The 25,438-nt window shown below is 42.4% G+C and carries 21 protein-coding genes and 2 riboswitches; of the genes, 17 read left to right on the top strand and 4 right to left on the bottom strand.

Going from position 1 to position 25,438, the window contains the following annotated elements:
- The first annotated feature begins 2 nt into the window (after positions 1-2).
- Both tkt and pfkA read left to right on the top strand, forming a co-directional pair.
- On the top strand, positions 3-2,003 hold the full coding sequence (gene tkt / locus KHB02_RS23535) for a transketolase (protein WP_213147532.1): 2,001 nt from the start codon (positions 3-5) through the stop codon (positions 2,001-2,003).
- Positions 2,004-2,075: 72 nt separating this feature from the next.
- The gene (pfkA, locus tag KHB02_RS23530; RefSeq protein WP_213147531.1) at positions 2,076-3,035 is read left to right on the top strand and encodes a 6-phosphofructokinase; all 960 of its coding nucleotides are present in this window, start codon (positions 2,076-2,078) and stop codon (positions 3,033-3,035) included.
- A gap of 281 nt (positions 3,036-3,316) precedes the next feature.
- Here the strand turns inward: pfkA and KHB02_RS23525 are convergent, their stop codons facing one another.
- Positions 3,317-4,192: a LysR family transcriptional regulator gene (locus KHB02_RS23525; RefSeq protein WP_213147530.1), complete on the bottom strand. Its 876-nt coding sequence runs from the start codon at positions 4,190-4,192 to the stop codon at positions 3,317-3,319.
- Positions 4,193-4,367: 175 nt separating this feature from the next.
- On the opposite strand from KHB02_RS23525, the gene solA reads away from it, so the two are divergent.
- The 12 genes from solA to lpdA all read left to right on the top strand — a co-directional run bounded on the left by solA (position 4,368) and on the right by lpdA (position 16,232).
- Positions 4,368-5,534, top strand: coding sequence for an N-methyl-L-tryptophan oxidase (gene solA / locus KHB02_RS23520; protein WP_213147529.1), 1,167 nt, complete (start codon positions 4,368-4,370; stop codon positions 5,532-5,534).
- A 64-nt stretch (positions 5,535-5,598) separates the two neighbouring features.
- Positions 5,599-6,012, top strand: a complete 414-nt coding sequence (locus KHB02_RS23515; RefSeq protein ID WP_213147528.1) for a hypothetical protein — start codon at positions 5,599-5,601, stop codon at positions 6,010-6,012.
- Positions 6,013-6,091: 79 nt separating this feature from the next.
- Positions 6,092-6,196: riboswitch (glycine riboswitch) on the top strand.
- 3 nt (positions 6,197-6,199) lie between these two features.
- Positions 6,200-6,280, top strand: a riboswitch (glycine riboswitch).
- Between the two features lie 77 nt (positions 6,281-6,357).
- Positions 6,358-7,608, top strand: a complete 1,251-nt coding sequence (glyA, locus tag KHB02_RS23510) for a serine hydroxymethyltransferase (protein ID WP_241114045.1) — start codon at positions 6,358-6,360, stop codon at positions 7,606-7,608.
- A 15-nt stretch (positions 7,609-7,623) separates the two neighbouring features.
- Entirely contained in the window at positions 7,624-8,142 is a 519-nt protein-coding gene (locus KHB02_RS23505) for a serine dehydratase beta chain (protein WP_213147527.1), read from the top strand.
- Complete coding sequence (gene sdaAA / locus KHB02_RS23500) at positions 8,142-9,023, top strand: L-serine ammonia-lyase, iron-sulfur-dependent, subunit alpha (protein ID WP_213147798.1); 882 nt, start codon at positions 8,142-8,144, stop codon at positions 9,021-9,023. The genes KHB02_RS23505 and sdaAA overlap by 1 nt, the downstream gene beginning before the upstream one ends.
- Positions 9,024-9,038: 15 nt before the next feature.
- The gene (gene gcvT, locus KHB02_RS23495; protein ID WP_213147526.1) at positions 9,039-10,151 is read left to right on the top strand and encodes a glycine cleavage system aminomethyltransferase GcvT; all 1,113 of its coding nucleotides are present in this window, start codon (positions 9,039-9,041) and stop codon (positions 10,149-10,151) included.
- Positions 10,152-10,227: 76 nt separating this feature from the next.
- On the top strand, positions 10,228-10,623 hold the full coding sequence (gene gcvH, locus KHB02_RS23490; RefSeq protein WP_213147525.1) for a glycine cleavage system protein GcvH: 396 nt from the start codon (positions 10,228-10,230) through the stop codon (positions 10,621-10,623).
- A 1-nt stretch (position 10,624) separates the two neighbouring features.
- On the top strand, positions 10,625-11,977 hold the full coding sequence (gene gcvPA / locus KHB02_RS23485; RefSeq protein WP_213147524.1) for an aminomethyl-transferring glycine dehydrogenase subunit GcvPA: 1,353 nt from the start codon (positions 10,625-10,627) through the stop codon (positions 11,975-11,977).
- Entirely contained in the window at positions 11,970-13,448 is a 1,479-nt protein-coding gene (gcvPB, locus tag KHB02_RS23480) for an aminomethyl-transferring glycine dehydrogenase subunit GcvPB (protein ID WP_213147523.1), read from the top strand. The genes gcvPA and gcvPB overlap by 8 nt, the downstream gene beginning before the upstream one ends.
- 141 nt (positions 13,449-13,589) lie before the next feature.
- A complete protein-coding gene (lipA, locus tag KHB02_RS23475) occupies positions 13,590-14,468 on the top strand; it encodes a lipoyl synthase (RefSeq protein ID WP_213147522.1) in 879 nt (292 codons plus the stop codon).
- Positions 14,469-14,502: 34 nt separating this feature from the next.
- On the top strand, positions 14,503-14,799 hold the full coding sequence (locus KHB02_RS23470; RefSeq protein WP_213147521.1) for a HesB/IscA family protein: 297 nt from the start codon (positions 14,503-14,505) through the stop codon (positions 14,797-14,799).
- 32 nt (positions 14,800-14,831) lie between these two features.
- On the top strand, positions 14,832-16,232 hold the full coding sequence (gene lpdA / locus KHB02_RS23465; RefSeq protein WP_213147520.1) for a dihydrolipoyl dehydrogenase: 1,401 nt from the start codon (positions 14,832-14,834) through the stop codon (positions 16,230-16,232).
- Between the two features lie 53 nt (positions 16,233-16,285).
- On the opposite strand, the gene KHB02_RS23460 is transcribed toward lpdA, so the two are convergent.
- Together KHB02_RS23460 and KHB02_RS23455 are read right to left on the bottom strand one after the other, a co-directional pair.
- Positions 16,286-17,512: a YbfB/YjiJ family MFS transporter gene (locus KHB02_RS23460; protein WP_213147519.1), complete on the bottom strand. Its 1,227-nt coding sequence runs from the start codon at positions 17,510-17,512 to the stop codon at positions 16,286-16,288.
- A gap of 163 nt (positions 17,513-17,675) precedes the next feature.
- Positions 17,676-18,911, bottom strand: coding sequence for a M24 family metallopeptidase (locus KHB02_RS23455; protein ID WP_213147518.1), 1,236 nt, complete (start codon positions 18,909-18,911; stop codon positions 17,676-17,678).
- A 515-nt stretch (positions 18,912-19,426) separates the two neighbouring features.
- Here KHB02_RS23455 and KHB02_RS23450 point away from each other — a divergent pair.
- Both KHB02_RS23450 and KHB02_RS23445 read left to right on the top strand, forming a co-directional pair.
- Positions 19,427-20,203, top strand: coding sequence for a creatininase (locus KHB02_RS23450; protein ID WP_241114044.1), 777 nt, complete (start codon positions 19,427-19,429; stop codon positions 20,201-20,203).
- A gap of 58 nt (positions 20,204-20,261) precedes the next feature.
- Positions 20,262-21,665 carry an amino acid permease gene (locus tag KHB02_RS23445; protein ID WP_213147516.1) on the top strand — a complete coding sequence of 468 codons (1,404 nt, stop codon included), beginning with the start codon at positions 20,262-20,264 and terminating at the stop codon, positions 21,663-21,665.
- Positions 21,666-21,705: 40 nt separating this feature from the next.
- Here KHB02_RS23445 and KHB02_RS23440 read toward each other — a convergent pair whose 3' ends face one another.
- Positions 21,706-23,370, bottom strand: coding sequence for a PucR family transcriptional regulator (locus KHB02_RS23440; protein WP_213147515.1), 1,665 nt, complete (start codon positions 23,368-23,370; stop codon positions 21,706-21,708).
- Between the two features lie 281 nt (positions 23,371-23,651).
- Here KHB02_RS23440 and KHB02_RS23435 point away from each other — a divergent pair, with 281 nt between their 5' ends.
- Positions 23,652-25,283 carry a PucR family transcriptional regulator ligand-binding domain-containing protein gene (locus KHB02_RS23435; RefSeq protein WP_213147514.1) on the top strand — a complete coding sequence of 544 codons (1,632 nt, stop codon included), beginning with the start codon at positions 23,652-23,654 and terminating at the stop codon, positions 25,281-25,283.
- Positions 25,284-25,438: the final 155 nt, after the last annotated feature.

The following is a 25,438-nucleotide window of genomic DNA, read 5'->3' as shown; positions in this document are numbered from 1 at the left end:
TAATGATTGAGCAAAAGGTAGATATAGACCTGCTGTCTATTAACACGATTAGAACGCTAAGCATTGATGCAATTGAAAAAGCTGGAACAGGTCACCCCGGCATGCCGATGGGTACCGCACCGATGGCTTACACGCTTTGGTCGAAATTTATGAATTATAATCCGAAAAACCCAGGATGGTTTAACCGTGATCGTTTTGTATTATCAGCAGGTCATGGATCGATGCTGCTATACAGCTTATTGCATTTAACAGGTTATGACTTGTCATTAGAAGATTTGAAAAATTTCCGCCAATGGGGAAGTAAAACTCCAGGGCACCCTGAATTTGGCCATACAGCTGGAGTTGATGCAACAACGGGACCGCTTGGGCAGGGAATTGCCATGGCAGTCGGGATGGCTATGGCAGAAAGACATTTAGCATCCGTGTATAATCGCGATGATTTCAATGTGATTGACCACTGCACCTATAGTATTTGCGGTGATGGGGATTTGATGGAAGGTGTAGCAGCCGAAGCGGCTTCACTTGCCGGTCATTTGAAGCTTGGCCGTTTAATTGTGGTATATGATTCCAATGATATTTCCCTCGACGGCGATCTCCATATGTCCTTTAGTGAATGCGTTCAGGGCCGTTTCGAAGCTTACGGCTGGCAAGTATTGCGGGTCGAAGATGGGAATGATGTTGAGGAAATAGCGAAAGCGATAGCTGCTGCCAAGGCCAATCAAGAGCAGCCAACGTTAATCGAAGTGAAAACAACTATTGGTTACGGTTCTCCTAATAAAGGCGGCAAGTCTGCTGCACATGGCGCCCCGCTTGGAAAAGCGGAAATAAAACTCGTAAAAGAGCAATACAACTGGGAATACGAAGAGGACTTTTATATCCCAGAAGAAGTAAAACTGTATTTTAAGGAGCTTGAAGAGGCATCTCAGAAAAAGGAACAGGCTTGGAATAACTTATTTACCAATTATGAGGAAGCCTTCCCATCTCTTGCATACGAGTTAAGACATGCAATTAGCGGCCAGCTTCCTGTAGGCTGGGATGAGTATGTACCACAATACCAAATTGGCAAAGATACGCTTGCAACCCGTTCTTCCGGCGGAGAGGTGTTAAATGCCCTTGCGAAAAGAGTTCCGCAATTATTTGGCGGCTCTGCTGATTTGTCTTCTTCCAATAAGACCTTGATGAAAGGTGAAGGAAACTTTAGTTCAGCAGATTATAGCGGACGAAACATTTGGTTTGGAGTACGCGAATTTGGAATGGGTGCTGCCGTAAATGGAATGGCACTACATGGCGGTTTAAAGGTGTTCGGGGCTACTTTCTTCGTTTTTTCTGACTACCTGCGCCCGGCAATACGTCTTTCTGCGTTAATGAAAGTGCCGGTCATCTATGTTTTCACACATGACAGCATTGCAGTCGGGGAGGACGGTCCAACGCACGAACCGATTGAACAATTGGCTTCGTTACGGGCTATGCCTGGCCTTTCAACGATTCGGCCGGCAGACGGAAATGAAACAGCGGCAGCATGGAAACTTGCCTTAGAAAGCACACAAGAACCGACCGCGCTAATCCTTTCCCGTCAAGATTTGCCAACACTTGTGGACGCCAAGACAGCCTATGAGGGTGTTAAGAAGGGAGCCTATGTTGTTTCCAAAGCCCAAAATTCGGATGGACTGTTACTTGCCTCCGGTTCAGAGGTTTCCCTCGCCATTCTTGCCCAACAGGCACTTGAAGAAGAGGGGATTCGTGTTTCGGTGGTAAGCATGCCTAGCTGGGATCGTTTTGAAAAGCAATCGCAAGAATATAAAGAAAGTGTGCTTCCGAAAAATGTTCCGGCACGGCTTGCGATTGAAATGGGCGCTTCCATGGGGTGGCATAAATACGTGGGTGATTGTGGCCACGTCATTGCTGCAGATCAATTCGGCGCTTCAGCACCATGTGAAAAAATCATAGAAGAATATGGTTTTACTGTTAAGAATATCGTTTCTCAGTTTAAATCGCTCCTATAAGGTTCACTGAACAATTTGGATGAGGGCAGACTTCAAGCTTTTGAACCTGCCCTTTTTATGGAGGAAATAAGCATGAAAAAGATAGCAGTATTAACGAGCGGCGGGGATGCACCTGGAATGAACACGGCCATTCGTGCTGTTGTTCGCAGAGGAATACACAAGGGATTAGAAGTATTTGGTGTGGAAAATGGTTACAAAGGCTTGATTGAAGGAGATTTTATTCCCATGAGCCTGGGAAGTGTAGGGGATATTATACATCGGGGAGGTACAATCTTAAAAACATCCAGATGCGAGGAATTCAAGGACACAAAGGTACAGAAACGTACAATTCAAAGATTAAATGATAAGGAGATTGAGGGGGTAATTGTCATTGGAGGGGATGGGTCTTTTAGAGGTGCCAGAAAATTGACAGAATTAGGATTTCCGTCGGTCGGCATCCCGGGCTCCATTGACAATGACATTGCAGGGACAGACTATTCGATTGGATTTGATACGGCCGTTAATACAGCTGTAGAAGCAATCGATAAAATTCGCGATACAGCGTTTTCCCATGAGCGCACTTATGTCATTGAGGTGATGGGCCGCGATGCTGGAGATATTGCCTTATGGGCAGGTGTGTGCGGCGGGGCGGAGTCCATCATTATCCCGGAAGCCAACTATGATTTAGAAGATGTGATTGATCGGATCAAACAGGGGCATCAGCGCGGAAAGAGACACAGTATTATTGTAGTGGCTGAGGGTGTTGGTAAAGGGATGCAAATGGGGAAAGAGATACAAGAAAAAACCGGATTTGAAACAAAGGTTACCATACTCGGGCATATTCAAAGAGGAGGATCTCCTAGTGCTTATGATCGGATGATGGGCAGCCAAATGGGAGCGCTAGCCGTAGATTTACTCACGGATGGGAAACAAGGTGTAATGGTAGGTTTGAAAAATGGCCAGCTGACCCATACAACCTTCGCAGAAGTGGAAAAAGTTCGGCACAAGATAGATCTTTCAATTTACGAGTTAGCAAGAAGTCTTTCTATTTAAAGAAAATATCCCTCTTAATACTTAAATATAGAATAGGAGGAAGGCCGCAGGTGGAGAAAAAATATTGCATTCATTGCAGAACGCTCTACTCAAAAGAATTAATCTGCAGTATATGTGGAAAAAGTGAATTTCAGGATATAAAAATAATGATCCACTACCAAGAACAATCGAATCGAAAAAAAATCCCCGCTAAAAACTCTTTATCTTGTAAACTGGAATTAGCTTAGTCCCCCTTCCATTTATGCAGGGGGACTAAGCTAACACCTATTTTTGGACTATATTTATGATTCCACCTTTTTTTCTTGATGACTAACATCTTTAATCGTTTCGATAAATTTCTGCATTGTATTTGTCAGGAATGAATCTGCCCGGCGAATAAAAACCGTTGTGATTTTGGAGTATTTTTCGGGAATATGATAGATTCGAACAACCCCATCTGCCTCCAAGAGACTAACCGTAGATTTTGGGATAATCGTAATCCCCAAACCGGCTATTACACTGCCCAAAATCGTCTCCCATGTGCCAAATTCCATGATTTTTGCATTGATTCTTCCCTCATCGCGGACCCAGCCCTCCAATTTTGAACGGTAACTGCACCCTTGTTTGAAAACAAGGAGCGGCTTGTTTTTTAATTCCTCAAAAGGAACCTCTTCCTTGTTGGAGATTAAAACCAACTCCTCTTCAAAGACTTCATATTGAGCAATTTGTGGATGATTAAAATTTCCTGTCACAAATGCTCCGTCCAGTTTATAGCTGAGAATATCCTCGACAAGATCCTCCGTTACACCACTTACAAGAGACAAGTCAATGTTGGGATATTTCTTGTGATAGGCGGAAAGAATCAGTGGAAGTTTGTATAATGTCTCAACAGTGCCTATTTCAAGGGTGCCAACTGGGTTATCCGAGTCTTGGACCACTTTTAACATCTCATCGACCATGGAAATAATTTTTTGAGCATAAAACAATAGTTTTTTTCCTTCCGAATTGATAACCATGCCGCGGCTTGAGCGGTGAAATAACTCGGTTTGAAGTTCTTCCTCCAACTGCCTGATCCTTACGGTTACATAGGATTGAACATAATTTAAGCTTTTGGCGGCCTTTGAAATGCTTCCGAATTCAGCTACCTTTTGAAAGATCCGCAAATCCTTAATTTCCATGGCTATTCCCCCGTATCAATCTGTTATTCCTATTACCATATTGCTAATAGAGATAATATTTCTAATAGAGATAGATAGTATCTCTTTTAATCATTTTACATGATAGCAGAAAGGTCGTAAGATGTTATTAAAGAATTAAGAAAATTTAAATTATTGAAAAAGGAGAGCAGAAACGATGAGCAAAAAAGACTTTGATGTAATTGTAGTTGGCGCAGGATCGATGGGAATGGCAGCAGGTTATTACCTGGCCAAACAAGGTGTGAAAACATTATTGGTAGATGCATTTGATCCGCCTCATACGAATGGCAGCCATCACGGTGACACACGGATTATCCGCCATGCCTATGGTGAAGGACGGGAGTATGTACCGTTTGCCTTAAGAGCACAAGAGTTATGGTATGAACTTGAGAGAGAAACACATCATAAGATTTTTACAAAAACCGGTGTTTTAGTATTTGGACCTAAAGGTGAATCTGACTTCGTTGCTGAAACGATAGAAGCTGCTAACATTCATGGGTTGGATGTTGATTTACTAGAAGGCGAAGAAATTCATCAGCGCTGGCCGGGTGTAACCGTCCCTGAAAACTTTAATGCAATCTATGAAAAAAACTCCGGCGTCTTATTCAGTGAAAATTGCATTCGCGCCTATCGCGAGCTAGCCGAAGCAAATGGTGCAAAAGTGTTAACACATACAAGGGTTGAGGATTTTGAAATTTCCGAGGACTCTGTCAAAATCCAAACTGAATTTGGTTCCTTTACCGGAAGTAAGTTGATTTTGAGCATGGGGGCTTGGAACAGCAAACTTCTATCAAAATTAAATATTGATATTCCGTTACAGCCTTACCGCCAAGTTGTTGGGTTCTTCGAATGCGAAGAATCACAGTATAGCAATACCCATGGTTTCCCGGCCTTCATGGTTGAAGTACCGACAGGCATCTATTACGGGTTCCCAAGCTTCAGCGGCTGCGGTTTGAAAATAGGATACCATACTTTCGGTCAAGAAATCGACCCGGATACAATTAATCGTGAATTTGGTATCTATACGGAGGATGAAGGAAATATTCGCAGATTCCTAGAAGAATACATGCCGGGTGCTACTGGAACTCTTAAAAGAGGGGCAGTTTGCATGTACACAAAAACACCTGATGAGCATTTTGTGATTGATTTGCATCCGCAGTACTCCAATGTGGCAATCGCAGCAGGCTTCTCCGGCCATGGATTTAAATTCTCAAGTGTTGTTGGTGAAACGCTAAGCCAACTAGTGACAACTGGCAAAACCGAACATGATATTTCTCTTTTCTCTATCAATCGCCCTGCTTTAAAACAGAAAGCAAAGATCTAATAGATTATTAAATTGCCATTATCCTAGAACGATAAAAAAAAATAATAAATTTAGAGGTGCAAAAATGAGCGAAAAAACATTAACACAAAGCCAATTAACTTATTTAGATGCAAAACCGGGCATTCAATTAATTAAAGCAGGAACCTATAAATTAAATGAATTAAGCGTATTGCGGGGAACACCTGAGTTAAAGGGGCAAATCCTTGATGTGCCGATTACAGACAAAAAACAAGTATTAACAATGGGTTACTATGCACTCCAGCCTTCGGTTGATTATTCTGCAGAATTTACGTTTATCGAAATTAAAGTTGTGACCAAAGGTAAAATGGTTGTCCGCGATGTAGAAGGAAACAAATATGTGGCAGAAGTTGGGGACGTATTAGTCTTCTCCCCTAATACAACGGTTATTTTCGATGGTGAAAGTGATGGCGAAGTGGTTTACTTCAAAAATGTAGAAGCAAATCCTACTTATTTGTAATAACCAAACTTATTTAAAAAAGCATTGACAATTACAAACAGAATGATTATTCTGAAAATAATAAAATTGAATAGAGCGGATGATTGTTGTGGGAGAGTGTAATATCTACATCTACCACCGAAGGAGCAAGTTCCAAAAAAACCCTTGGAACCAATCTCTCAGGTAAAAGAACCATAACAGGACGCACCTCTGGAGAGCGTATTTGAAAATGCCACCAAAGGAGAAAGCTCCAAATGTTGGAGTTTAACTCTCAGGTAAAAGGACAGAGAAGGGATGATTTTACACCCCTTTTCTGTCCTTTTTTGTTTTTTTAAAAGCAATTATGGAAAAATGGAGGAATTGTCAATGAGTTTACAACAAAACGATTCAACAATTTTTGAGGCAATTGAAAGTGAGAAAAATCGCCAGCTTCATACGTTGGAATTAATTGCATCTGAAAACTTTGTCAGCCCGGATGTTTTGGAAGCAATGGGAAGTGTGATGACGAATAAGTATGCCGAGGGTTATCCCGGTAAGCGCTATTATGGCGGCTGTGAATTTGTGGATGTCGCAGAACAGGCAGCGATTGAACGGTTAACTAAATTATTCGGCGCCAAATTTGCCAATGTCCAGCCACATTCCGGTGCCCAGGCCAATACTGCTGTATTTTTCGCCTTGCTTCAACCAGGCGATAAGATTATGGGGATGAATTTATCGCATGGCGGCCATTTAACTCACGGCAGTCCGGTAGCAATGTCAGGAAAATGGTTCGATGTCGTTTCTTATGGGGTAAGAGAAGACAATCACCTGATTGATTACGATGAGCTGGAAGAAGTTGCGAAAAGGGAACAACCAAAATTAATTATCGCCGGTACAAGCGCCTATCCGAGAGTTATTGATTTTGCGAGATTTAGACAAATCGCCGATCAGGTTGGCGCAAAACTGATGGTTGATATGGCCCATATTGCCGGACTTGTTGCTGCAGGTCTCCATCCTTCTCCGGTTCCATATGCGGATGTTGTGACCAGCACCACTCATAAAACATTGCGCGGCCCACGAGGCGGTGTGATTTTAACAAACGATGAAGAAATCATCAAACAAATAAATAAAGCTGTTTTTCCAGGAATTCAGGGCGGACCGCTTATGCATATTATTGCCGCTAAGGCAGTTGCTTTCAATGAGGCATTGCAGCCAAGCTTTAAGGAATATGCCAAACAAATTATTGAAAATTCAGCTGCACTGGGAGAGGCGTTAAAGCAGGATGGGGCAGCGCTTGTATCCGGCGGGACTGATAATCATATTGTGCTCCTCGATGTGCGTCCATGGGATTTAACAGGAAAAGAAGCAGAGAAACTGCTTGAAGAAGTCGGGATTACAGTTAATAAAAACACCATTCCATACGACCCGCAAAGCCCGTTTGTGACAAGCGGAATCCGCATGGGAACAGCCGCGTTAACAACACGTGGAATGAAACAAGAGGAAATGGTGCAAATCGCAAAAGTGATCGCAGCCGTTCTTAAGAGCAAAGGGGATTTAGCCGTAATCGAACAGGGGAGAAAGACAACAAAAGCAATTTGCGGGAGATTTCCATTATTTCAACAGCCAATCACTGTGTAAGAAAGGGGTAGCTTAATGGAGTATCAAAGCTGTTTTGACATCATCGGCCCGATTATGGTAGGGCCATCGAGTTCCCATACCGCCGGTGTTGTATCAATTGGGAAATTTGTTTATGAGTTGCTTGGAGGGTCCCCGCAAAGGGCGGATATTACGTTCTATGATTCGTTCTCCGAAACATACCAGGGACACGGAACGGATAAAGCGCTTCTTGGCGGCCTGCTTGGGATGAATACAGATGATACCAGAATTAGATATGCGGTTGAATTAACCAAACGATACGGGCTTCACTATGAATTTAAATTTGAAGATCGCTGTCCTTATTACGATCATCCCAATACAACTGTTATTAGGGCAAGACGTACGGGCCATTTTGTTAAAGTAGGCGGTGTATCATTAGGCGGCGGTTTATCAAAGATCTTTATGATTGATGATGAAATAGTTGATATTCGATTAAGCACAAGTGATGATTTTTCAGAAATCGCAGCAAAATTTCGTTCCAATCCTTTTCATGAAGCGATCTTGGAGGGTGTATGATGGATTTTCGGTCAATGAACGAGCTTATTGAACTTTGTAACCGTGAACGGAAAACAGTTGGCGAAATGATGCTGATGGTGGAAATGGAAAAATCAGGCCGTGACAAAGAGACGATCATCGATATGATGGCAGAGCGGTTAATTAAAATGAAGCAAGCAGTGGAGACCGGTGTAGAAGATGCTTCCCCGGCACCAAGCGGTATTTCCGGCGGTGATGCCGTCAAGATGAGCGAATATGTAAATAACGGGAAGGGCTTGTCAGGTCCATATATTAACGATGCAATGACGTTCTCGATGGCAACATCTGAAAGCAATGCACGGATGGGCGTGATTGTGGCGACGCCAACGGCCGGGGCAGCCGGTATTTTACCGGGGGTTTTATTTTCACTGCGAAAGAATGACGACACCTCCTATCGGGATTTAGTCATGGGTTTGTTTACCGCAAGTGCACTCGGATATGTGATTGCCAACTGCTCCTTTATCTCTGGGGCGGCAGGAGGATGCCAAGCGGAGGTTGGTTCGGCCACCGCAATGGCGGCCGGGGCAATTGTTGAATTAAAGGGCGGGACACCAGAGCAGGTCGTAAACGCCACCGCAATCGCGATGAAATCCCTTTTAGGGTTAGTATGTGACCCAGTTGCCGGTCTCGTAGAAGTTCCTTGCATTAAGCGAAACGTGATCGGCACGTCGATTGCCTTTTCAGCAGCCGACCTGTCGCTGGCCGGAATTGAAAGCCGGATCCCATGTGATGAAGTCATTGAGGCAATGTACAAAATAGGCAAGGAAATGCCGCGTACACTAAGGGAAACGGCGCTCGGCGGCCTAGCGATGACGGACACGGGAATAAAATTAAAAGATCGGTTACTTTGCAGAAACACTTAAGACGGAGGGGCTCAGATGAGTACAGATACAGTATTAAAGCGGACACCGCTTTTTGAAACTTATAAAAAGTACGGCGCAAAGGTCATTGATTTTGGAGGCTGGGAGCTTCCGGTTCAATTTTCCGGAATTTTAGAAGAACATGAGGTAGTCCGTAACGAAGCAGGCCTGTTCGATGTTTCACATATGGGTGAGGTCCTTGTAGAAGGAAAAGATGCTGAGAGCTATATTAATTACCTCGTAACAAACGATGTAACCAAGCTTCAGATCAACCAGGCACAGTATACGGCAATGTGTTACCCGGACGGCGGAACAGTCGATGATTTACTAGTTTACAAGTTAGCGAGTGAAAAGTATCTGCTCGTGATTAATGCGGCAAATATCGAAAAAGATTACGAGTGGATGAAACAGCAGGCACAAGGGAATGTAGCCTTAACAAATATTTCTTCTGATACTGCCCAGCTTGCCATTCAAGGTCCAAAAGCCGAAAAAATTTTACAAAAAGTAACCGATACAAATTTAGCGGAAATTGGCTTTTTCCATTTTGCTGATCATGTCACAGTTTCCGGGATCTCTGGTGTACTAGTCTCGCGCACCGGCTATACGGGAGAGGACGGATTTGAGCTTTATTTAGCGGCAGACAAAGTGGAAGCGCTTTGGGAGAGGCTCTTAGATGCAGGAACAGAAGATGGCTTAAAGCCTTGCGGACTTGGGGCCCGGGATACACTTCGCTTTGAAGCCCGCTTGGCACTGTATGGTCAAGAGCTTTCCAGCGACATCGGACCGCTGGAAGCAGGCATTGGGTTTGCCGTAAAAACAAACAAAGAATCAGCATTTTTAGGTAAGGAAGTACTCGCTAAGCAAAAAGAAGAAGGATTAAAACGAAAAATAGTCGGAATCGAAGTGACAGGGAGAGGGATCCCGCGGCATGGCTATAAAGTATTTTCTGAAGGCGGAGAGGAAATTGGCTTCATTACATCGGGAACCCATTCCCCGACATTGAAGAAAAGTTTAGGCCTTGCCCTTTTAAGCGCAGAATTTGCAGCAGTTGGAACTCAGGTTAAGGTTGAAATTCGCAATAAGCAAATTGAGGCAGTTGTTGTGAAAACACCTTTTTATAAAAAGAGTTAGGTTCATTTTTTCCGAGATTGATTGGTTTTACAGGAATGACTAAATTTTGAAAACTAGGGTGGAAGGAAGGGTTCATATGACAAACGCAACAGCAAACCTTTTATATAGCAAGGAGCATGAGTGGGTATTATTATTGGGTGAAAATCGTGTGCGAATCGGAATCTCTGATTATGCACAGCACCAGTTGGGGGATATCGTTTTCGTTGAGAATCCAGCAGAAGGCGATGAATTAACGGCTAACGAAACAATCGGGACAATTGAGTCGGTTAAAGCAGTTTCTGATATTTACTCACCTGTATCCGGTACAGTTGTAAGTGTCAATGAGGAACTGGAAAGCGCTCCTGAGACGATCAATGAACAACCATATGATGGCGGCTGGCTGGTAGAGGTAGAATTGTCCAATCCAGAAGAATTAGAATCGCTTTTAAATGAGGCTGAGTACCAGGCATTTATTAATGAAGGAGAGGAATAGGATGACAGCGACTTATCGATACCTTCCTGATACAAAAGAAGATCAAGCGGAAATGCTTGAATTGTTAAATGCTTCGTCTGTGGATGCCTTATTCGAGGATTTGCCGGCGGAGATTCGTCTCGATGGTGAGCTAAATATACCGGAAGCAGTTCCCGAACCGCTTCTGTTGAAAAAAATGCAACAGCTTGCTGGGCAAAATATAAATGCCAATCAATACCCGACGTTTCTTGGTGCAGGAACCTATGACCATTACATCCCAAGTGTAGTGAATCACATGATATCTCGCTCTGAATTTTATACAGCCTATACACCCTATCAGCCGGAAATCAGCCAGGGTGAACTTCAGGCGATCTTTGAATTTCAAACAATGGTATGTGAACTGACAGGTATGGATGTAGCCAATTCTTCGATGTACGATGGCTTTACCTCATTGGCTGAAGCTGCCTCTCTTGCAGTTGCTCATACGAAGCGCTCTAAAGTAATTGTGTCAGAGGCGGTTCATCCTGAATCCCGCGCCGTTCTGAAAACGGTAGCTGTGGGACAGACATATATAATGGAAGAAACTCGTCTTGATGGTGATGTAACAGACTTAAAGAAGCTTGAGGAACAAGTAGACCAAACCACTGCGGCTGTGATTGTCCAATACCCAAATTTCTTTGGTTCGATTGAAGATTTAGCGGAATTGAAGAAAATTGCAGCGGCAAAAGGGGCTCTGTTTATTGTCAGCGCTAACCCGCTTGCGCTGGCACTCTTGGAGGCACCGGGAAATCTCGGGGCGGATATTGTTATCGGTGATATGCAGCCATTAGGAATCCCCATGTCCTTTGGCGGTCCGCATTGCGGTTATTTTGCCGTTGATAAAAAGTTGATGCGTAAAGTTCCGGGCCGGATTGTCGGGCAAACGTCAGATGATCAAGGGAAACGCGGCTTTGTGTTGACCCTGCAAGCACGGGAGCAGCATATTCGCCGTGACAAAGCATCCTCCAATATCTGTTCCAATCAGGCATTGAATGCCCTTGCTTCTGCCATTTGTATGTCGGCACTTGGAAAACAAGGGATTCGTGACATGGCCCAGCTGAACATTGAGAAAGCTGCTTATATGGCCAAACGGTTAAAAGAAAAAGGCTTTATTATTGAAAATCAGGCACCATTCTTTAATGAATTTATCGTTGAGCTGCCGCTTCCGGTCAAGCAAGTAAATGCGAAGCTTCTTGAAGCAGGCATCATTGGCGGGTTTGATTTGGGAAGTGAGTACGGGTTCGAAAATCAAATGCTGATTGCTGTAACTGAGCAGCGGTCGAAAGAGGAGATTGACCAATTTATCAATGTATTGGAGGCAGTTGTAAATGGTTGAGTATAGTGAGTTAATCTTTGAAGTCAGTCGCCCGGGCCGTGTTGGTGCCAGCCTTCCGGCAAGCGATGTTGAAAAAGTTGATTTGCAAGAACTGCTTCCTAAGCATTTGATCCGTCAGGATGCAGCGGAGCTGCCGGAAGTATCAGAACTTCAGCTGGTACGCCATTATACAGCACTTTCGAATAAAAATCACGGGGTTGATAATGGGTTCTATCCGCTTGGTTCTTGTACGATGAAATACAACCCGAAAATTAACGAAGATGTGGCACGGTTTGACGGCTTTAGCCGCATTCATCCTTATCAGCCAGTTGAAACCGTACAAGGTGCTCTTAGGCTTCTATATGAATTGCAGGAAGAATTAGCTGTCATTACCGGAATGGATGCCGTTACATTGCAGCCTTCTGCCGGTGCTCAAGGCGAATGGACCGGGTTGATGATGGTAAAAGCTTATCATGAGCAAAAGGGCGAAAAGAGAACAAAGGTACTTGTTCCCGACTCTGCCCATGGAACCAACCCTGCCAGTGCCACCGTTGCTGGTTTTAAAACGGTAACCATTCCATCAAATAAAGATGGGTTGGTCGACCTCGAAGAATTAAAGAAACATGTCGATGGTGACACAGCTGCATTAATGCTGACAAACCCGAATACACTTGGATTATTTGAAAAAGAAATCCTGGATATTGCCAAGATTGTCCATGAAGCAGGCGGGTTATTATATTACGATGGAGCCAATGCGAATGCGATTTTAGGGAAAACGACTCCAGGAAAAATGGGCTTTGACATTGTCCATTTAAATCTTCATAAAACCTTTACAACCCCTCATGGAGGCGGAGGTCCTGGCGCGGGTCCGGTCGGAGTCAAGAAGAAATTGATTCCGTTCCTGCCTGTACCGCGTGTTGACAAAGACGGCGACCGCTATGTGCTGGATACGAATCAGCCCTTGTCAATCGGCAGGGTAAAAGGCTATTATGGGAATTTTGGCATTCTTGTCCGCGCGTATACCTATATTCGGACAATGGGGCCAGAAGGATTGCGTCAAGTATCAGAAAGCGCTGTGCTTCATGCGAATTATCTTCGCAAGAAACTTGAACCGTATTTTGAGGCTCCATATTCACAAGTTTGTAAGCACGAATTTGTTTTATCGGGATCCAAACAGAAAAAGCTTGGTGTCAGGACTCTTGATATGGCTAAACGCCTGCTTGATTTCGGCTATCATCCGCCGACCATCTACTTCCCGTTGAATGTAGAAGAATGCTTGATGATTGAACCGACAGAAACAGAGTCAAAAGAAACGCTGGATGCTTTTGCTGATGTGATGATTCAAATTGCTAAAGAAGTAGAAGAAAATCCTGGCGTGGTGCTGGAGGCCCCGCATACAACCGTGATTGGACGATTGGATGAGGTACAGGCGGCAAGGCAGCCAATCTTGCGCTATAAAAAGGAAGAACGCAAAGAAACAGTAAAGTCTTAATTTTGTTCATGGTTAAAAAAATAAACCACCATGTTTGAAAAGTCTTTATTTTCATGCGTGGTGGTTTTAAGCAAATAATACAAAATAACTGAAATCAATGTATCGTAAATTTGACTCGATTCGTTCATGGGAGTAGATGAAATGACTGTGGAACACGTTCGCAAACCTGATTGGCTTAAAATTAAATTAAATACGAATGAACAATATACCGGTTTAAAGAAAATGATGCGTGAAAAAAAGCTTCATACAGTCTGTGAAGAGGCGAAATGCCCTAACATTCATGAATGTTGGGCTGTAAGAAGAACCGCAACATTTATGATATTAGGAAGTGTTTGCACCAGGGCTTGCCGTTTCTGTGCTGTACAAACCGGGCTTCCGACAGAGCTGGATTTGGTGGAGCCGGAACGTGTAGCTGAATCGGTCGAGCAAATGGGTTTAAAGCATGTTGTCATCACCGCGGTTGCCCGAGATGATTTAAAAGACGGGGGCGCGAGCGTTTTCGCCGAGACCGTTCGTGCAGTCCGGCGCCGGAACCCATTTTGCAGTGTAGAAGTTCTTCCGTCCGATATGAATGGAGAATATGAAAATTTAAAAATATTAATGGATGCAAGGCCCGATATATTAAACCATAACATTGAAACAGTAAAGCGCTTGACCCCAAAAGTGCGTGCCCGCGCTACATATGAACGGTCGCTTGAGTTTTTAAGAAGGTCAAAAGAAATAAACCCAAACATTCCGACCAAATCCAGCATTATGATTGGCCTTGGCGAAACAAGAGAAGAAATTATGGAAGCGATGGACGATCTTCGTGCTAACAATGTGGACATCATCACAATTGGCCAATATTTGCAGCCGACAAAACAACATTTAAAAGTTCAAAAGTATTGGAGTCCGCAAGAGTTCAACGAATTAAAGGAAATCGCCATGCAAAAGGGGTTTAGTCATTGTGAAGCAGGTCCACTCGTTCGCTCTTCTTATCATGCAGATGAACAGGTCAATGCGATAAAAATGAATGTGTAAATTATCGCGTTAGACTATAAAGGGGGAGAGAGAAATGGTAATCAGCTTAACAGAAGCAGCAGTGAACAAGCTGAAAAAAATAGAGACAAACGAAAATCAGTTCCCAAGGATTGATGCGGATATTGCCGGCGGATGCGGAATTTCAGTTAAATTTACTCTTATTTTTGATGAAATGCGGCGGAATGATACGGTGATCGAATATGAAGGAATTCAAATTCGAATTGACCATTTTACAAAACGTTATTTAGATGAAGTAACACAAATTGATTATACAGAGGAACAGGGTTTTCAGGTTGGCGAAAGTTTTAGCTCAAGTGCATGTGCCACCTGAGATTTAAATAGATATAAAAGGAGATATATAGAATGTCACAGGAATATGATGTTGTCATTATCGGCGGAGGAACAGGCGGGTATGTTTCTGCCATTCGGGCGTCCCAATTAGGGTTAAAAACGGCAGTAGTGGAAAAAGGAAAACTAGGTGGCACATGTCTTCATGCAGGCTGCATTCCGAGCAAGGCACTGCTGAGAAGTGCCGAAGTATTTGCAAATGCAAAAAATGGCGAAAAGTTCGGAGTGATTGCTCCTGAAGTCAGCCTTGATTTTCGAAAAGTTCAGGCCCGGAAGGAAGAAATCACGGACCGCTTATTTAAGGGAGTTCAGCATTTGCTGAAAAAAGGTAAAATCGATGTTTATGAAGGCAAAGGCAGGATTATAGGGGCAGGTAATGTTTCAGTGCAACTGAATAATGAGGAGGAGGAAATCCTCTTAAACTGTCAAAATATTTTAATCGCAACAGGTTCCCGACCAAGAACACTTCCTGGTTTGGAAGCGGACGGGAAGTTTGTTATGACATCGGACGAAGCACTGCAAATGGAAGAACTGCCTAGTTCGATTCTGATTGTTGGCGGCGGTGTTATTGGGATCGAATGGGCTTCCATGTTAATTGACTTTGGTTTGGAGGTAACAGTTATCGAGTATGCCGATCGCATTTTGCCGACAGAGGATAAGGAAATTTCGAAGGAAGCACAGCGCCTTATGAAGAAAAAAGGCGTAAAAATTGTCACTGGGGCAAAGGTGCTGCCAGAAACATTAGAAAAAGGCGAAGGTGTATCGATTAAGGCGGAACAAAAAGGGAAGGAAGTTCCATATTCTGCTGATAAACTGCTCGTTTCAGTCGGAAGATTGGCCAATTTGGAAGAGTTTGGTCTTGAGAATACTATTGTTGAAGTTGACCGTGGTGTAATCAGGACAAATGAATTCTATCAAACAAGTGAATCGAATATTTATGCCATTGGTGATGTGATTGGCGGCCTGCAGCTTGCCCACGTAGCCTCCCATGAAGGCATTATTGCCGTTGAACATATGGCGGGTGAAAAACCGGCACCACTCGATTATACGCTTGTTTCAAAATGTATCTATTCAAGCCCGGAGGTAGCAAGTGTCGGGCTGACAGAAGATGAGGCCGTAGCGAAAGGCTATCAGGTGAAAATAGGTAAATTCCCATTCCGGGCAATCGGTAAAGCGCTCGTATTTGGTGAAGCGGATGGCTTTGTCAAACTGGTTGTTGATCAAGAATCTAATAAGTTGCTAGGGGCTCATATGATTGGACCACATGTAACCGATATGATTACGGAACTGGGCTTAGCTCAGGTTCTAAATGCAACATCGATGGAGATTGCTCATACCATCCATCCTCATCCGACCTTAGCCGAAGCGATTGGTGAAGCGGCACTGGCGGTTGATGGGAAGGAACTTCATGCTTAATTAATAAAAGGGTAACCCAGTATAATTTGGGTTACCCTTCTTCTATAAGGAATTCACTCATGGCCTTCCCTTAATTCATGATGCTTTTCGAATACCAGCTTTCCTTTTACTTTTTTATTTAATTGTGTAGATAATACAAAGGCTACGAGAAGTAGCCCGCTGCAAAGAAATAACGCAGAAGGGATCCCGCCAAGATAGTCAATGAACCAGCCGCCAAGGCCGGGTCCAATAAACTGTCCTACAGCAAAATAAACAGTGGCATAACCTAATGCAACAGGTGCGTAAGATTGATGAACCTGCTCTGTTGAAAGAGCTTGAATAAGCGAAAGCATTCCGACGTACGTAATCCCCCACAGGAATTGACAGATGACAAACCCAAGGTATACCGGAAATACGATCGGGATGATCATGGAGACGGCGCCGAGAAAAAGGGTAATCAGCATTGAGGTCTTCCTGCCTATTTTGTCCGAAATCGTTCCCCATAAGGGCCCGCTAAAGATGGACATAATGCTGCCCAAAGACATGATATGGCCGGCAGAATATTGATTAATGTGAGCCTCCAATAAAAAGCTAAATAGGAAACTTTGTGGAATTAAATAAGCAAATCCAATCAACCCATAAATGACTGCAACCAGGACAACTTTTTTATTTAGGTACACATCATGAACAAAAGAATGTCCCTTTTGAGCAGTTTTATGTAACACTGTTGGAGGGTCTCGAAGGATTCTATAGGAAACAAAGGAGGAAAGAAGAGTAACGAAACTGAATAAAAGCCAGAGATATCGCCAGCCATTGGTGGAAAACCAATCAGTAAAGACTGATATTAGTAAGCTTGAAATCAGTGACCCTAATCCTAAACCGCTAATAATAAAGCCAATCATCATTCCTCTTTGCTGTGGATACCATCCCACCACGATATTTACCAGCGGGGTATAGGTGAAAGCAGCCCCGATCCCTAACAGCACCATTCCAACTAAACAGCTAAGAAAAGTTTGCGTCCAGGTTAAATAGACTAAACCACAGGTGACAAGCAAGGTCCCGATGATGATTAACTTCCTCGATCCCCACTTCGCCGCAAATATGCCAACAAAGAGAACTAGGCTCAAATAGCCGACAGCAGTAACTGTGCCCAATAATCCGGCCTGCTGGTAGGTAAGTGATAAACTATCTTTCATAAAGGGCATTAGAATCCCATAAGACATCCTGCCGAAGCCAATTACACATAAAGATACCAATGTGGATGTCAAGGCATACTTCCAAATTTGCTGGTTTTTCTTCATTTATTTCTAATGCTCCTTTCTACATAGATTAATAGCAACCTCTTTTGCTGAACAATAGAATCTATGTGTCTGCTTCAAAAAAGTTTCCTGCTTTATAAGCGAATAAAACTGGGGGCGATGAACCCCCAGTTCTAGCAAACTTTTGTTTTATTAAACGCCTGAATTACTTCTTAATAATGTTATATTCAGGGCCAAATGGGAAGCCAGTGATATCTTCAGCAGTACCATCTTCGTTAATAACCAAGATATCATGCTCACGGTAGCCGCCGGCACCTGGCTGTCCTTCAGGAATATTGAAGCATGGCTCCATAGAAACGACCATTCCTGGTTGAAGAACTGTTTCGATATCTTCACGGAATTCTAGTCCGCCTTCACGGCCATAGTAGTGTGATAGAACTCCGAATGAGTGGCCATATCCGAATGTACGGTTTTTAACTAGGTCATGCTGGCGGAACATTTCATTTAACTCTGCACAGATATCTTTACATACTGCACCAGACTTGATTAATTCAATACCGCGCTTGTGTACGGCAACGTTGATTTCCCAATATTTAAGATGGGCATCAGAAACTTCTTCCAAGAACATTGTACGCTCTAAGGCAGTATAGTAACCGGCAATCATCGGGAATGTGTTAAGGCTTAGGATATCACCTTTTTGTACTTGTCTAGATGTAGCCCAGCTATGAGCACCATCAGTATTAATACCAGACTGGAACCATACCCAAGTGTCTCTTAATTCAGACTGCGGATATAATTTCGCAATTTCGCGCGTCATTGCTTGTGTTCCGGCAAGAGCTACTTCATATTCAGGCACACCTTCACGGATTGCTTCAACAACTGCATAACCGCCAATGTCAGCGATCCTTGCACCATTTTTAATGTGTTGGATTTCTTCAGCAGATTTGATCCAGCGTGATCTCTGAATGTCTTGAGAAACATCAACTAATTCAAAGTTTGGAAATGCATCTTCAAATTTTTTGCGAAGATCAACGGATACATGGTCTTCTTCAATGCCTAAACGGCCTTTTTTAACTCCTGATTCTTCCAAAACTTTTAGGATTGCATAGAAGTAGTTGTCTCTTCTCCAGTCAGTGTAAACGATATTTTCATCGAAGCTTCTTCTCCAAGGCATTCCGCCGTCGATGTTGGCGCTGACTGTTACGTGTTTGTTTTGGGTAACAACTAGTCCGTAATTCCGGTTGAAAGAAGTAAATAAGAAATCACTGTAATAGTTTATGTTATGGTAAGAAGTGAATAGTACAGCGTCAATATCTTTTGTAGCCATGTAATTGCGCAAGTTCGTATTACGGCGCTCCATTTCCGCTTTTGAGAAAGTTCCTTTAAACTTTTCGCCGTTGTGCAGAATTTTCGTTCTTTCAAGATCTGTGATTTGTTGCATGTTTCTTCTCCTGCCTTCCTGATAATAAAATTTATTTTTAAACTTTGCTAACCTGGAAACTAAAAATCTTCTATTCTTATGTACTTATATCAACCACCACCAATTTTTTAATATTTTGAAAACTACCTGATATAATTTCATCTTACAACCGATATTCCGTGTTAACAATTGGATGTTCATGCTTAATATTTGATTTAAAAACAGGGGATATTTTGTGCACGCAGTACAAGATAGTTCCAATACATTGAAAGATAGTTTGTAGAAATCTCATCTTTTGCTTGTTATTTTGTTGTATTTGTCTAAAATAGATATAAAATTATGTGTAATTTTCCAAAAATTCAGCACTTTCGGTCAATAGTAATCGCTTTCATAGGGTGTTAAGATTTAAAAAACAAAGCCAATAGCAGCTTAGAGATACATGATAGAAGATGGGAGGTAACAACAGGATTTTAGATTAATGAAAGCAGTTTCAGCTCGTGATGCAGAAGGTCATTACAATTGAAAGGAGTAGAGGAATGAATCGTCTTATTAGTAATATGACCTGGAAAGAATATCGTGACAAAGTAGAGAATGGGATCTTAATCTTACCTGTCGGCTCTACAGAACAACACGGACCCCATTTGCCGCTTGGTGTTGACACGATTATCGCAACACAATTTAGTTTGGCTATCGCCAGGGAAGTGAATGCGGTAGTAGCCCCAACAGTATCTTATGGGTATAAATCACTGCCGGCCTCAGGCGGCGGGCCGATGTTCCCAGGAACGATTGATCTAAACGGCTCTACTTTAACCTCATTAGTATACGATTTATTGAAAGAGTTCGTGGCCGATGGCTGGAAGCAAATTCTCATTTTCAGCGCACATTATGAGAATGAGGCATTTCTTTCGGAAGCTTGTGATCTCTTGCTTCGAAATCAAACAGAAGAGTTTCCTAAGGTTTTAATTTGCAATTGGTGGGATAATCTATCTGCTGAAACAGTGTCAAGAGTATTTGATGAAGTAAAATTCCCGGGCTGGGCCCTGGAACATGCGGCAATTTCCGAAACATCCTTAATGATGCATCTTTCACCAGAACTTGTTAATGAAGATTTGATTACGGATGATGGAATGGTAAGTCCTCCAACCTATCAAAGTTTTCCTCCATCTAAATCTCTTATTCCGGCTACAGGATGCTTGCATTCAGCACGATCCAGCTCTGCTGAGAAAGGGAAACTAATCGTAGAAGATGCAACAAAAACAATCGTTTCCTTTTTGAAAAAAGAATTCTCCTTAGATTTGGTCACTTTTAAATAGTCTCCATTTGTTTGTTTTACATCTGAACAAAAAATAATCTTTAATAAGGGGAGATTTTATGAGTCAGGAAGGACAACTGCAAAAAGGCCTAAAGATTAGGCATTTAACAATGATTGCTTTTGGCGGTTCAATCGGTGCGGGTTTATTTGTCGGGAGCGGGGCTATCATTCAGATGACAGGACCGGCTGCTGTCATTACAGCATTATTGGCAGGAATCTTAGTTATTCTTGTTATGAGAATGCTCGGAGAAATGGTTGTTGCTAAGCCATCATTAGGATCATTTTCTGATTATGCACGTGAGGCGCTGGGGAATTGGGCGGGGTTCACCGTGGGCTGGCTGTACTGGTATTTTTGGGTTATTGTTATTGCAGTAGAAGCAATTGCCGGTGCTCAAATATTAAGAGATTGGTTGTTTCCTAATATGTCTTTATGGGCATTAAATCTCATTTTGCTTGTAGCCTTAACGATCACGAATATCTTTTCAGTTAAAGCCTATGGTGAATTTGAGTATTGGTTCTCATTGATAAAAATTGTTGCCATCACGTTATTCCTTACCCTTGGTGGTGCCTACATTTTTGGTTTATTGCCTGGTACAGAAATGCACTTATCTAACTTGACGGCACATGGCGGATTTATTCCTAAAGGACCTGGAATCGTTTTTATCGCTGTTGCCACCATTATTTTTTCCTTCGTTGGTTCCGAAATCGTAACAATTGCCGCAGCTGAGTCAGTTGAATCTGAAAAAGCAGTCGTAAAAGCGGTAAACTCTGTTATTGTCCGGATCATGACATTCTATGTAGGGTCCGTCTTTATTATCGTCAGTGTTATTCCTTGGAATGATGCAAAAGCACTTACAAATCCGTATGTTAGTGCACTTAAAGTAATGGGGATGCCATACGCTGATACGATTATGAACCTGGTTGTTGTAACAGCCGTCCTTTCATGTTTGAACTCCGGCATATACACTGCTTCGAGGATGTTATTTGCTCTGGGTGATAAAGGAGACGCTCCTAAATGGATTACACAAGTGACAAAAAGAGGAGTCCCGTTAAAAGCAATCCTGACATGTACGATATTTGGATTCATTTCCGTCATTATGGCTTTCGTATCACCAGATACAGTGTTTCAATTCTTATTGAACTCTTCCGGAGCTATTGCGCTGTTCGTCTACTTATTAATCGCTATTTCGCAGCTAATACTTCGCAAAAAGATCGAGCGTGAAGCGCCTGAGCGTCTTAAATTACGGATGTGGGCATACCCGTATCTGACAATTTTGGCCAGTTTATCCATCATCGCGGTCATCACGACAATGGCTTTTAACGCTAGTACCCGGTCTCAGTTTACCTTAAGCATCCTTAGTGCCATTGTAGTAGTCATCTTATATGCTATTAAAACGAACATAACCAAGAAAAATTCTATTAATGCCAACATTCTTAATCCTGAAATAACTAAGCTGGATTAGCGTGAAAAAGGTCTAATGGGAGCCGCCATTAGACCTTTTTTCAAATTATCGCGATATCGCCTTCTGATTCGTTCTTCAGATCCGATTCCTTGTATTCAGTGGCCAATGATTCAAGATCAAGCGCTACCTGAATCCAAAATTGGCACCGTGGCGACGTTAAACTTTCTTCAAAAAGTTGTTCAATTCTTTTAATACGATAGCGTAAAGTATTAAGATGGATGTGAAGATCTTTTGTTACCTTATCGCGATTATAGTTATTTAATGCAAGGCATTTTAACGTTTCGTATAGGGTGGTTCCATGTTCAGTCAGTAATTCCTTTGGCAAGATGATATTTCTAAATTCCATTGCTTTCTTGGGGCTTAGCCCCCCGTAAAGAAACATTTCACGTTTCAATTGCTCCGAAAAGTATGCTCCCCCCGAATGGCTTTGATGAATAACTAAAGGCGCCAAGGCTTTAGCCTCCTGGTAACTTTCTTTAAAAGACAAAACATGCTGTTTGATCTCTCCTAATACCACGACTGGAGCTGTGTGAGCTGTTGTATTTCTTACATTATTTTGTAAATGATGGACTGCTTGTTTAATAGAAGCTTTATCCAGATTAGATGCTAGAAAAAGCACTAACTGCTCTTTATAAATCTCGCAAAAGCCGTTTAGCCCTTCGGTTTCATCAATCCACTTTTTACATTCATCACGAATTGACTCCATCCCGATTGATAGGGGAGAGGTAAGATTGTTTACCCCGACAAGAATCAGTCCTGCCAGCCAATGCTTTTGTTGTTCGATTCCAAGCTCCTGAATTCTTTCTTCAATGATGATAGAGGCTGTTTCAGGATTTTCAAGCAGAAGTTCCAGTAATTCCAGATGTAACTGTCTGCCTCTTGCTTCGAGATCTTGCTTATTTAAAACGATATCAACCAGGAGGTCTGCGGCAAAATCGAGGCTATAAGCAAACTCTTCATTTACTTTTTGCCCCGGACTGATCAGCCAAAGAGCACCCCTTGTTATTCCCTCTATCTTTATCGGAACGTTCATAATATAGGATAGGGGATTATCAGATAAATAAACGGTTTTTGCATTATTCATCAGCTGTTGGGACTGCTTGTTTTGAATAAAAGTATTAATGCATTTTTGAAAATTAACACGCTCTCCTACGTTTGGAGATGCCTTTACATAGATTTGATTGGCAGTATCCGTTATCGCAACTGGGCAATTAAGATAACCGGCAAGAATTTCACAAATGGACGAGTAACTCGGAGAAGATTGTAATTTATCCCTGAGTTCAATTGGAACCCGTGCGGATCGCTCCATTTTTTTATAGTGTCGGTCTATGATTTCCAGATGAATTTGTTCGGTAATTTTCACGAACGGGACATTATATGGAACTTCGATTACAGGAATGGAGTTTTTTTCACCAAATTCTAATGCAGCGGCAGGGCATCCAGTTAAGTATCGTCCTGTGGCAAAGAGAATACCCGAAATTTGGTTGCGAAGAAAGGAGTTGAGAAGTCTTTCTTCCGCTTGTTTATTTTGCGGCCATATTTGTCCACACGTCAACAGAAATTCTCCACCCTCTAAAAAGAGGCCCACGTCCTCAGTATCCATGACGTGAACCCAGCGGACCTTACGGCCTAAACCGCCTTTTCCGGCATGGACCACCGCTTTCTGGAGTTCAGGAAATTGTAAGACTTCTCTCATTGTAATCATAGCAATCCTCCTTTATTTAATTTCATAGATATAGCGCTTTCATATCAGGGGGTCTGAAAGTGCAGAAAAATTATTAAAGTGATAGAATAGTTATGTAAGTGTTATCGAAAGATTTGGAAAATTATAAGTATAAAGCTAGATTGCTCTACACTATTTTATCATAAAATAGTAGCTTAATAAGATTAGCATTATTTAATATTTTGCACAATTGTAAGATAATGCTAAAATATAGTAATAAAATTTAGAATTTTCTATACATATGGCACAAAGGGGGAAACTGCGTGATAACAGTTAAAGAGGCATTGCAGCTGTCGCAGTTGAGCAGTATAACCGTCCGTTCAGGGCAAAAAGGACTGTATCGAAGAGTACGCTGGGCCCACGCTTTTGAATATGATGATGTGCAGCATTTCCTGGAGGGAGGGGAACTGCTTTTAACTAGCGGACAAAGCTGGCCGAAAGATAAGGAATTGGAGAGTAAACTTCTTGAAGGATATTTGAGTTATCAAATTTCAGGCATTCTATTTGCGACCGGACGTTACTTAACAAAATGTCCTCCGGCTGCCTTGGAATTTGGAGAAAAATATGCGATTCCTGTTTTAGAAGCACCCTATCATGTACCATTTGTGAAAATAACCCATGCGATTCATATTGAAATTATGAACCGCAAAATTAAAAAAAGAGAATTAGCCGCACAACTACCTAGTAAACTTGCCAAAGAATTAGGAGAGGCAAATAGCAGGATAAAAGTTTGCGAGCTTTTGAGTGAACATTTGAACTGTCCAGTCGTCATTTCGGATTCTGTGAACAAAGTACTAGAACAATCAGTTCCAAAAGAAACCAGCATTAACCTGCCAGAAGTATTGGGTTCCCTTATTCCAATATTCCAAAAAAGTTTATCTGATCGTCTGCTTGACGAAAGACCGATAGAAACTGAAGTACAGGTAATCAGCGAACAAACTAATGCTTTTGTTGTTCCGCTTCAAATAGAAGGGGATTTTTGGGGAGCTCTTTGGCTTTTACCCTCAGGTAATGACTTGACGGAGGAACAGCTTCCTATCCTTGAATTTGCGGCAGCTCTCCTTATCGATCAGGTACTACATAACAAGGAAACGGAGCTGAAAAATAGACAGTTACGTTTGGAATTACTGGAGTTTCTAATCGAAAATCCGCAAGAAGCCCCCGCCATTATGGAAGAAAAAGTACAAGAGCTGGGTTTTTCACGGAGCACAAATTGGCTTGCGGGTCTGATTCTCTTTGATGAAAATAAGCATGGACCTCGGGAAAGGGAAGATATGGACAAGCTGCTGGCTGAATGTGAACAATGGATCGAGGATACAGCTGAAGTTGACGGATTATGCGAGATATATGAGAATCAGTTTGTCTTAATACTGTCTTTTAGCGGAGATCAGAATTTAATCGAAAGGGAACTAAAGCGCTTACAACTTAACATAAATAAAAGCAGTCAAGAAGCAGCCCCGGTGTTTATATTGGGGGAAACAAAGCAGCACGTTTCATCTCTGGCTGAAAGCTACCGTGAGGCCAAAGCTTTAGTCCCCATCGTTTTATACAAAAGTCAATCAGAGGGGCCTTATTTTGCCGGCCGATTTAGGCGTGAGCTGCTTATTTATGGAGCAATGAGTTCGGATAGGGCTGAGCAATTACGGAACTTAATCCTGCCGAAGGAACTGCTGTCTGAGCGTGGTTTCATATTCTATGAAACATTAAAATGTCTCGCCTCTCTTGAGTTCAACCGGGAAAGTGCCGCAAAAGCCATGCATATTCACCGTAACACCTTAAGGTATCGAATAGAACGGATTGAGGAACTCATCGGGGACAGCTTGTCATCCACGAGCTGTCAATTTTGGATTAAGGTTGCGCTTGACCTTGAATCATTGTCAAATCAAGGTAGTTGAAATTAACTTTAAATCGCTGTTTACTTAGTGAAATAAAACAGCTTCACCGGATGGTGAAGCTGTTTTGAATTCTATTCCAAATTTGCATGTCTGCCATACATAACCCCGGATTCTAATTCCTTCTTATTCATGATCCTTAAGATGGAGGCATCAAA

Origin of the sequence: Neobacillus citreus (assembly GCF_018343545.2) — a bacterium.
Classification (GTDB): Bacteria; Bacillota; Bacilli; order Bacillales; family Cytobacillaceae; genus Neobacillus; species Neobacillus citreus.
This window is presented reverse-complemented; position numbering and strand designations above follow the sequence as displayed.

What these genes read in the sequence shown, in the direction of transcription:
- tkt (WP_213147532.1), top strand. Translation starts at nt 3, where the DNA reads ATGATTGAGCAAAAGGTAGATATAGACCTGCTGTCTATTAACACGATT.
- pfkA (WP_213147531.1), top strand. Translation starts at nt 2,076, where the DNA reads ATGAAAAAGATAGCAGTATTAACGAGCGGCGGGGATGCACCTGGAATG.
- KHB02_RS23525 (WP_213147530.1), bottom strand. Translation starts at nt 4,192, where the DNA reads ATGGAAATTAAGGATTTGCGGATCTTTCAAAAGGTAGCTGAATTCGGA.
- solA (WP_213147529.1), top strand. Translation starts at nt 4,368, where the DNA reads ATGAGCAAAAAAGACTTTGATGTAATTGTAGTTGGCGCAGGATCGATG.
- KHB02_RS23515 (WP_213147528.1), top strand. Translation starts at nt 5,599, where the DNA reads ATGAGCGAAAAAACATTAACACAAAGCCAATTAACTTATTTAGATGCA.
- glyA (WP_241114045.1), top strand. Translation starts at nt 6,358, where the DNA reads ATGAGTTTACAACAAAACGATTCAACAATTTTTGAGGCAATTGAAAGT.
- KHB02_RS23505 (WP_213147527.1), top strand. Translation starts at nt 7,624, where the DNA reads ATGGAGTATCAAAGCTGTTTTGACATCATCGGCCCGATTATGGTAGGG.
- sdaAA (WP_213147798.1), top strand. Translation starts at nt 8,142, where the DNA reads ATGGATTTTCGGTCAATGAACGAGCTTATTGAACTTTGTAACCGTGAA.
- gcvT (WP_213147526.1), top strand. Translation starts at nt 9,039, where the DNA reads ATGAGTACAGATACAGTATTAAAGCGGACACCGCTTTTTGAAACTTAT.
- gcvH (WP_213147525.1), top strand. Translation starts at nt 10,228, where the DNA reads ATGACAAACGCAACAGCAAACCTTTTATATAGCAAGGAGCATGAGTGG.
- gcvPA (WP_213147524.1), top strand. Translation starts at nt 10,625, where the DNA reads ATGACAGCGACTTATCGATACCTTCCTGATACAAAAGAAGATCAAGCG.
- gcvPB (WP_213147523.1), top strand. Translation starts at nt 11,970, where the DNA reads ATGGTTGAGTATAGTGAGTTAATCTTTGAAGTCAGTCGCCCGGGCCGT.
- lipA (WP_213147522.1), top strand. Translation starts at nt 13,590, where the DNA reads ATGACTGTGGAACACGTTCGCAAACCTGATTGGCTTAAAATTAAATTA.
- KHB02_RS23470 (WP_213147521.1), top strand. Translation starts at nt 14,503, where the DNA reads ATGGTAATCAGCTTAACAGAAGCAGCAGTGAACAAGCTGAAAAAAATA.
- lpdA (WP_213147520.1), top strand. Translation starts at nt 14,832, where the DNA reads ATGTCACAGGAATATGATGTTGTCATTATCGGCGGAGGAACAGGCGGG.
- KHB02_RS23460 (WP_213147519.1), bottom strand. Translation starts at nt 17,512, where the DNA reads ATGAAGAAAAACCAGCAAATTTGGAAGTATGCCTTGACATCCACATTG.
- KHB02_RS23455 (WP_213147518.1), bottom strand. Translation starts at nt 18,911, where the DNA reads ATGCAACAAATCACAGATCTTGAAAGAACGAAAATTCTGCACAACGGC.
- KHB02_RS23450 (WP_241114044.1), top strand. Translation starts at nt 19,427, where the DNA reads ATGAATCGTCTTATTAGTAATATGACCTGGAAAGAATATCGTGACAAA.
- KHB02_RS23445 (WP_213147516.1), top strand. Translation starts at nt 20,262, where the DNA reads ATGAGTCAGGAAGGACAACTGCAAAAAGGCCTAAAGATTAGGCATTTA.
- KHB02_RS23440 (WP_213147515.1), bottom strand. Translation starts at nt 23,370, where the DNA reads ATGATTACAATGAGAGAAGTCTTACAATTTCCTGAACTCCAGAAAGCG.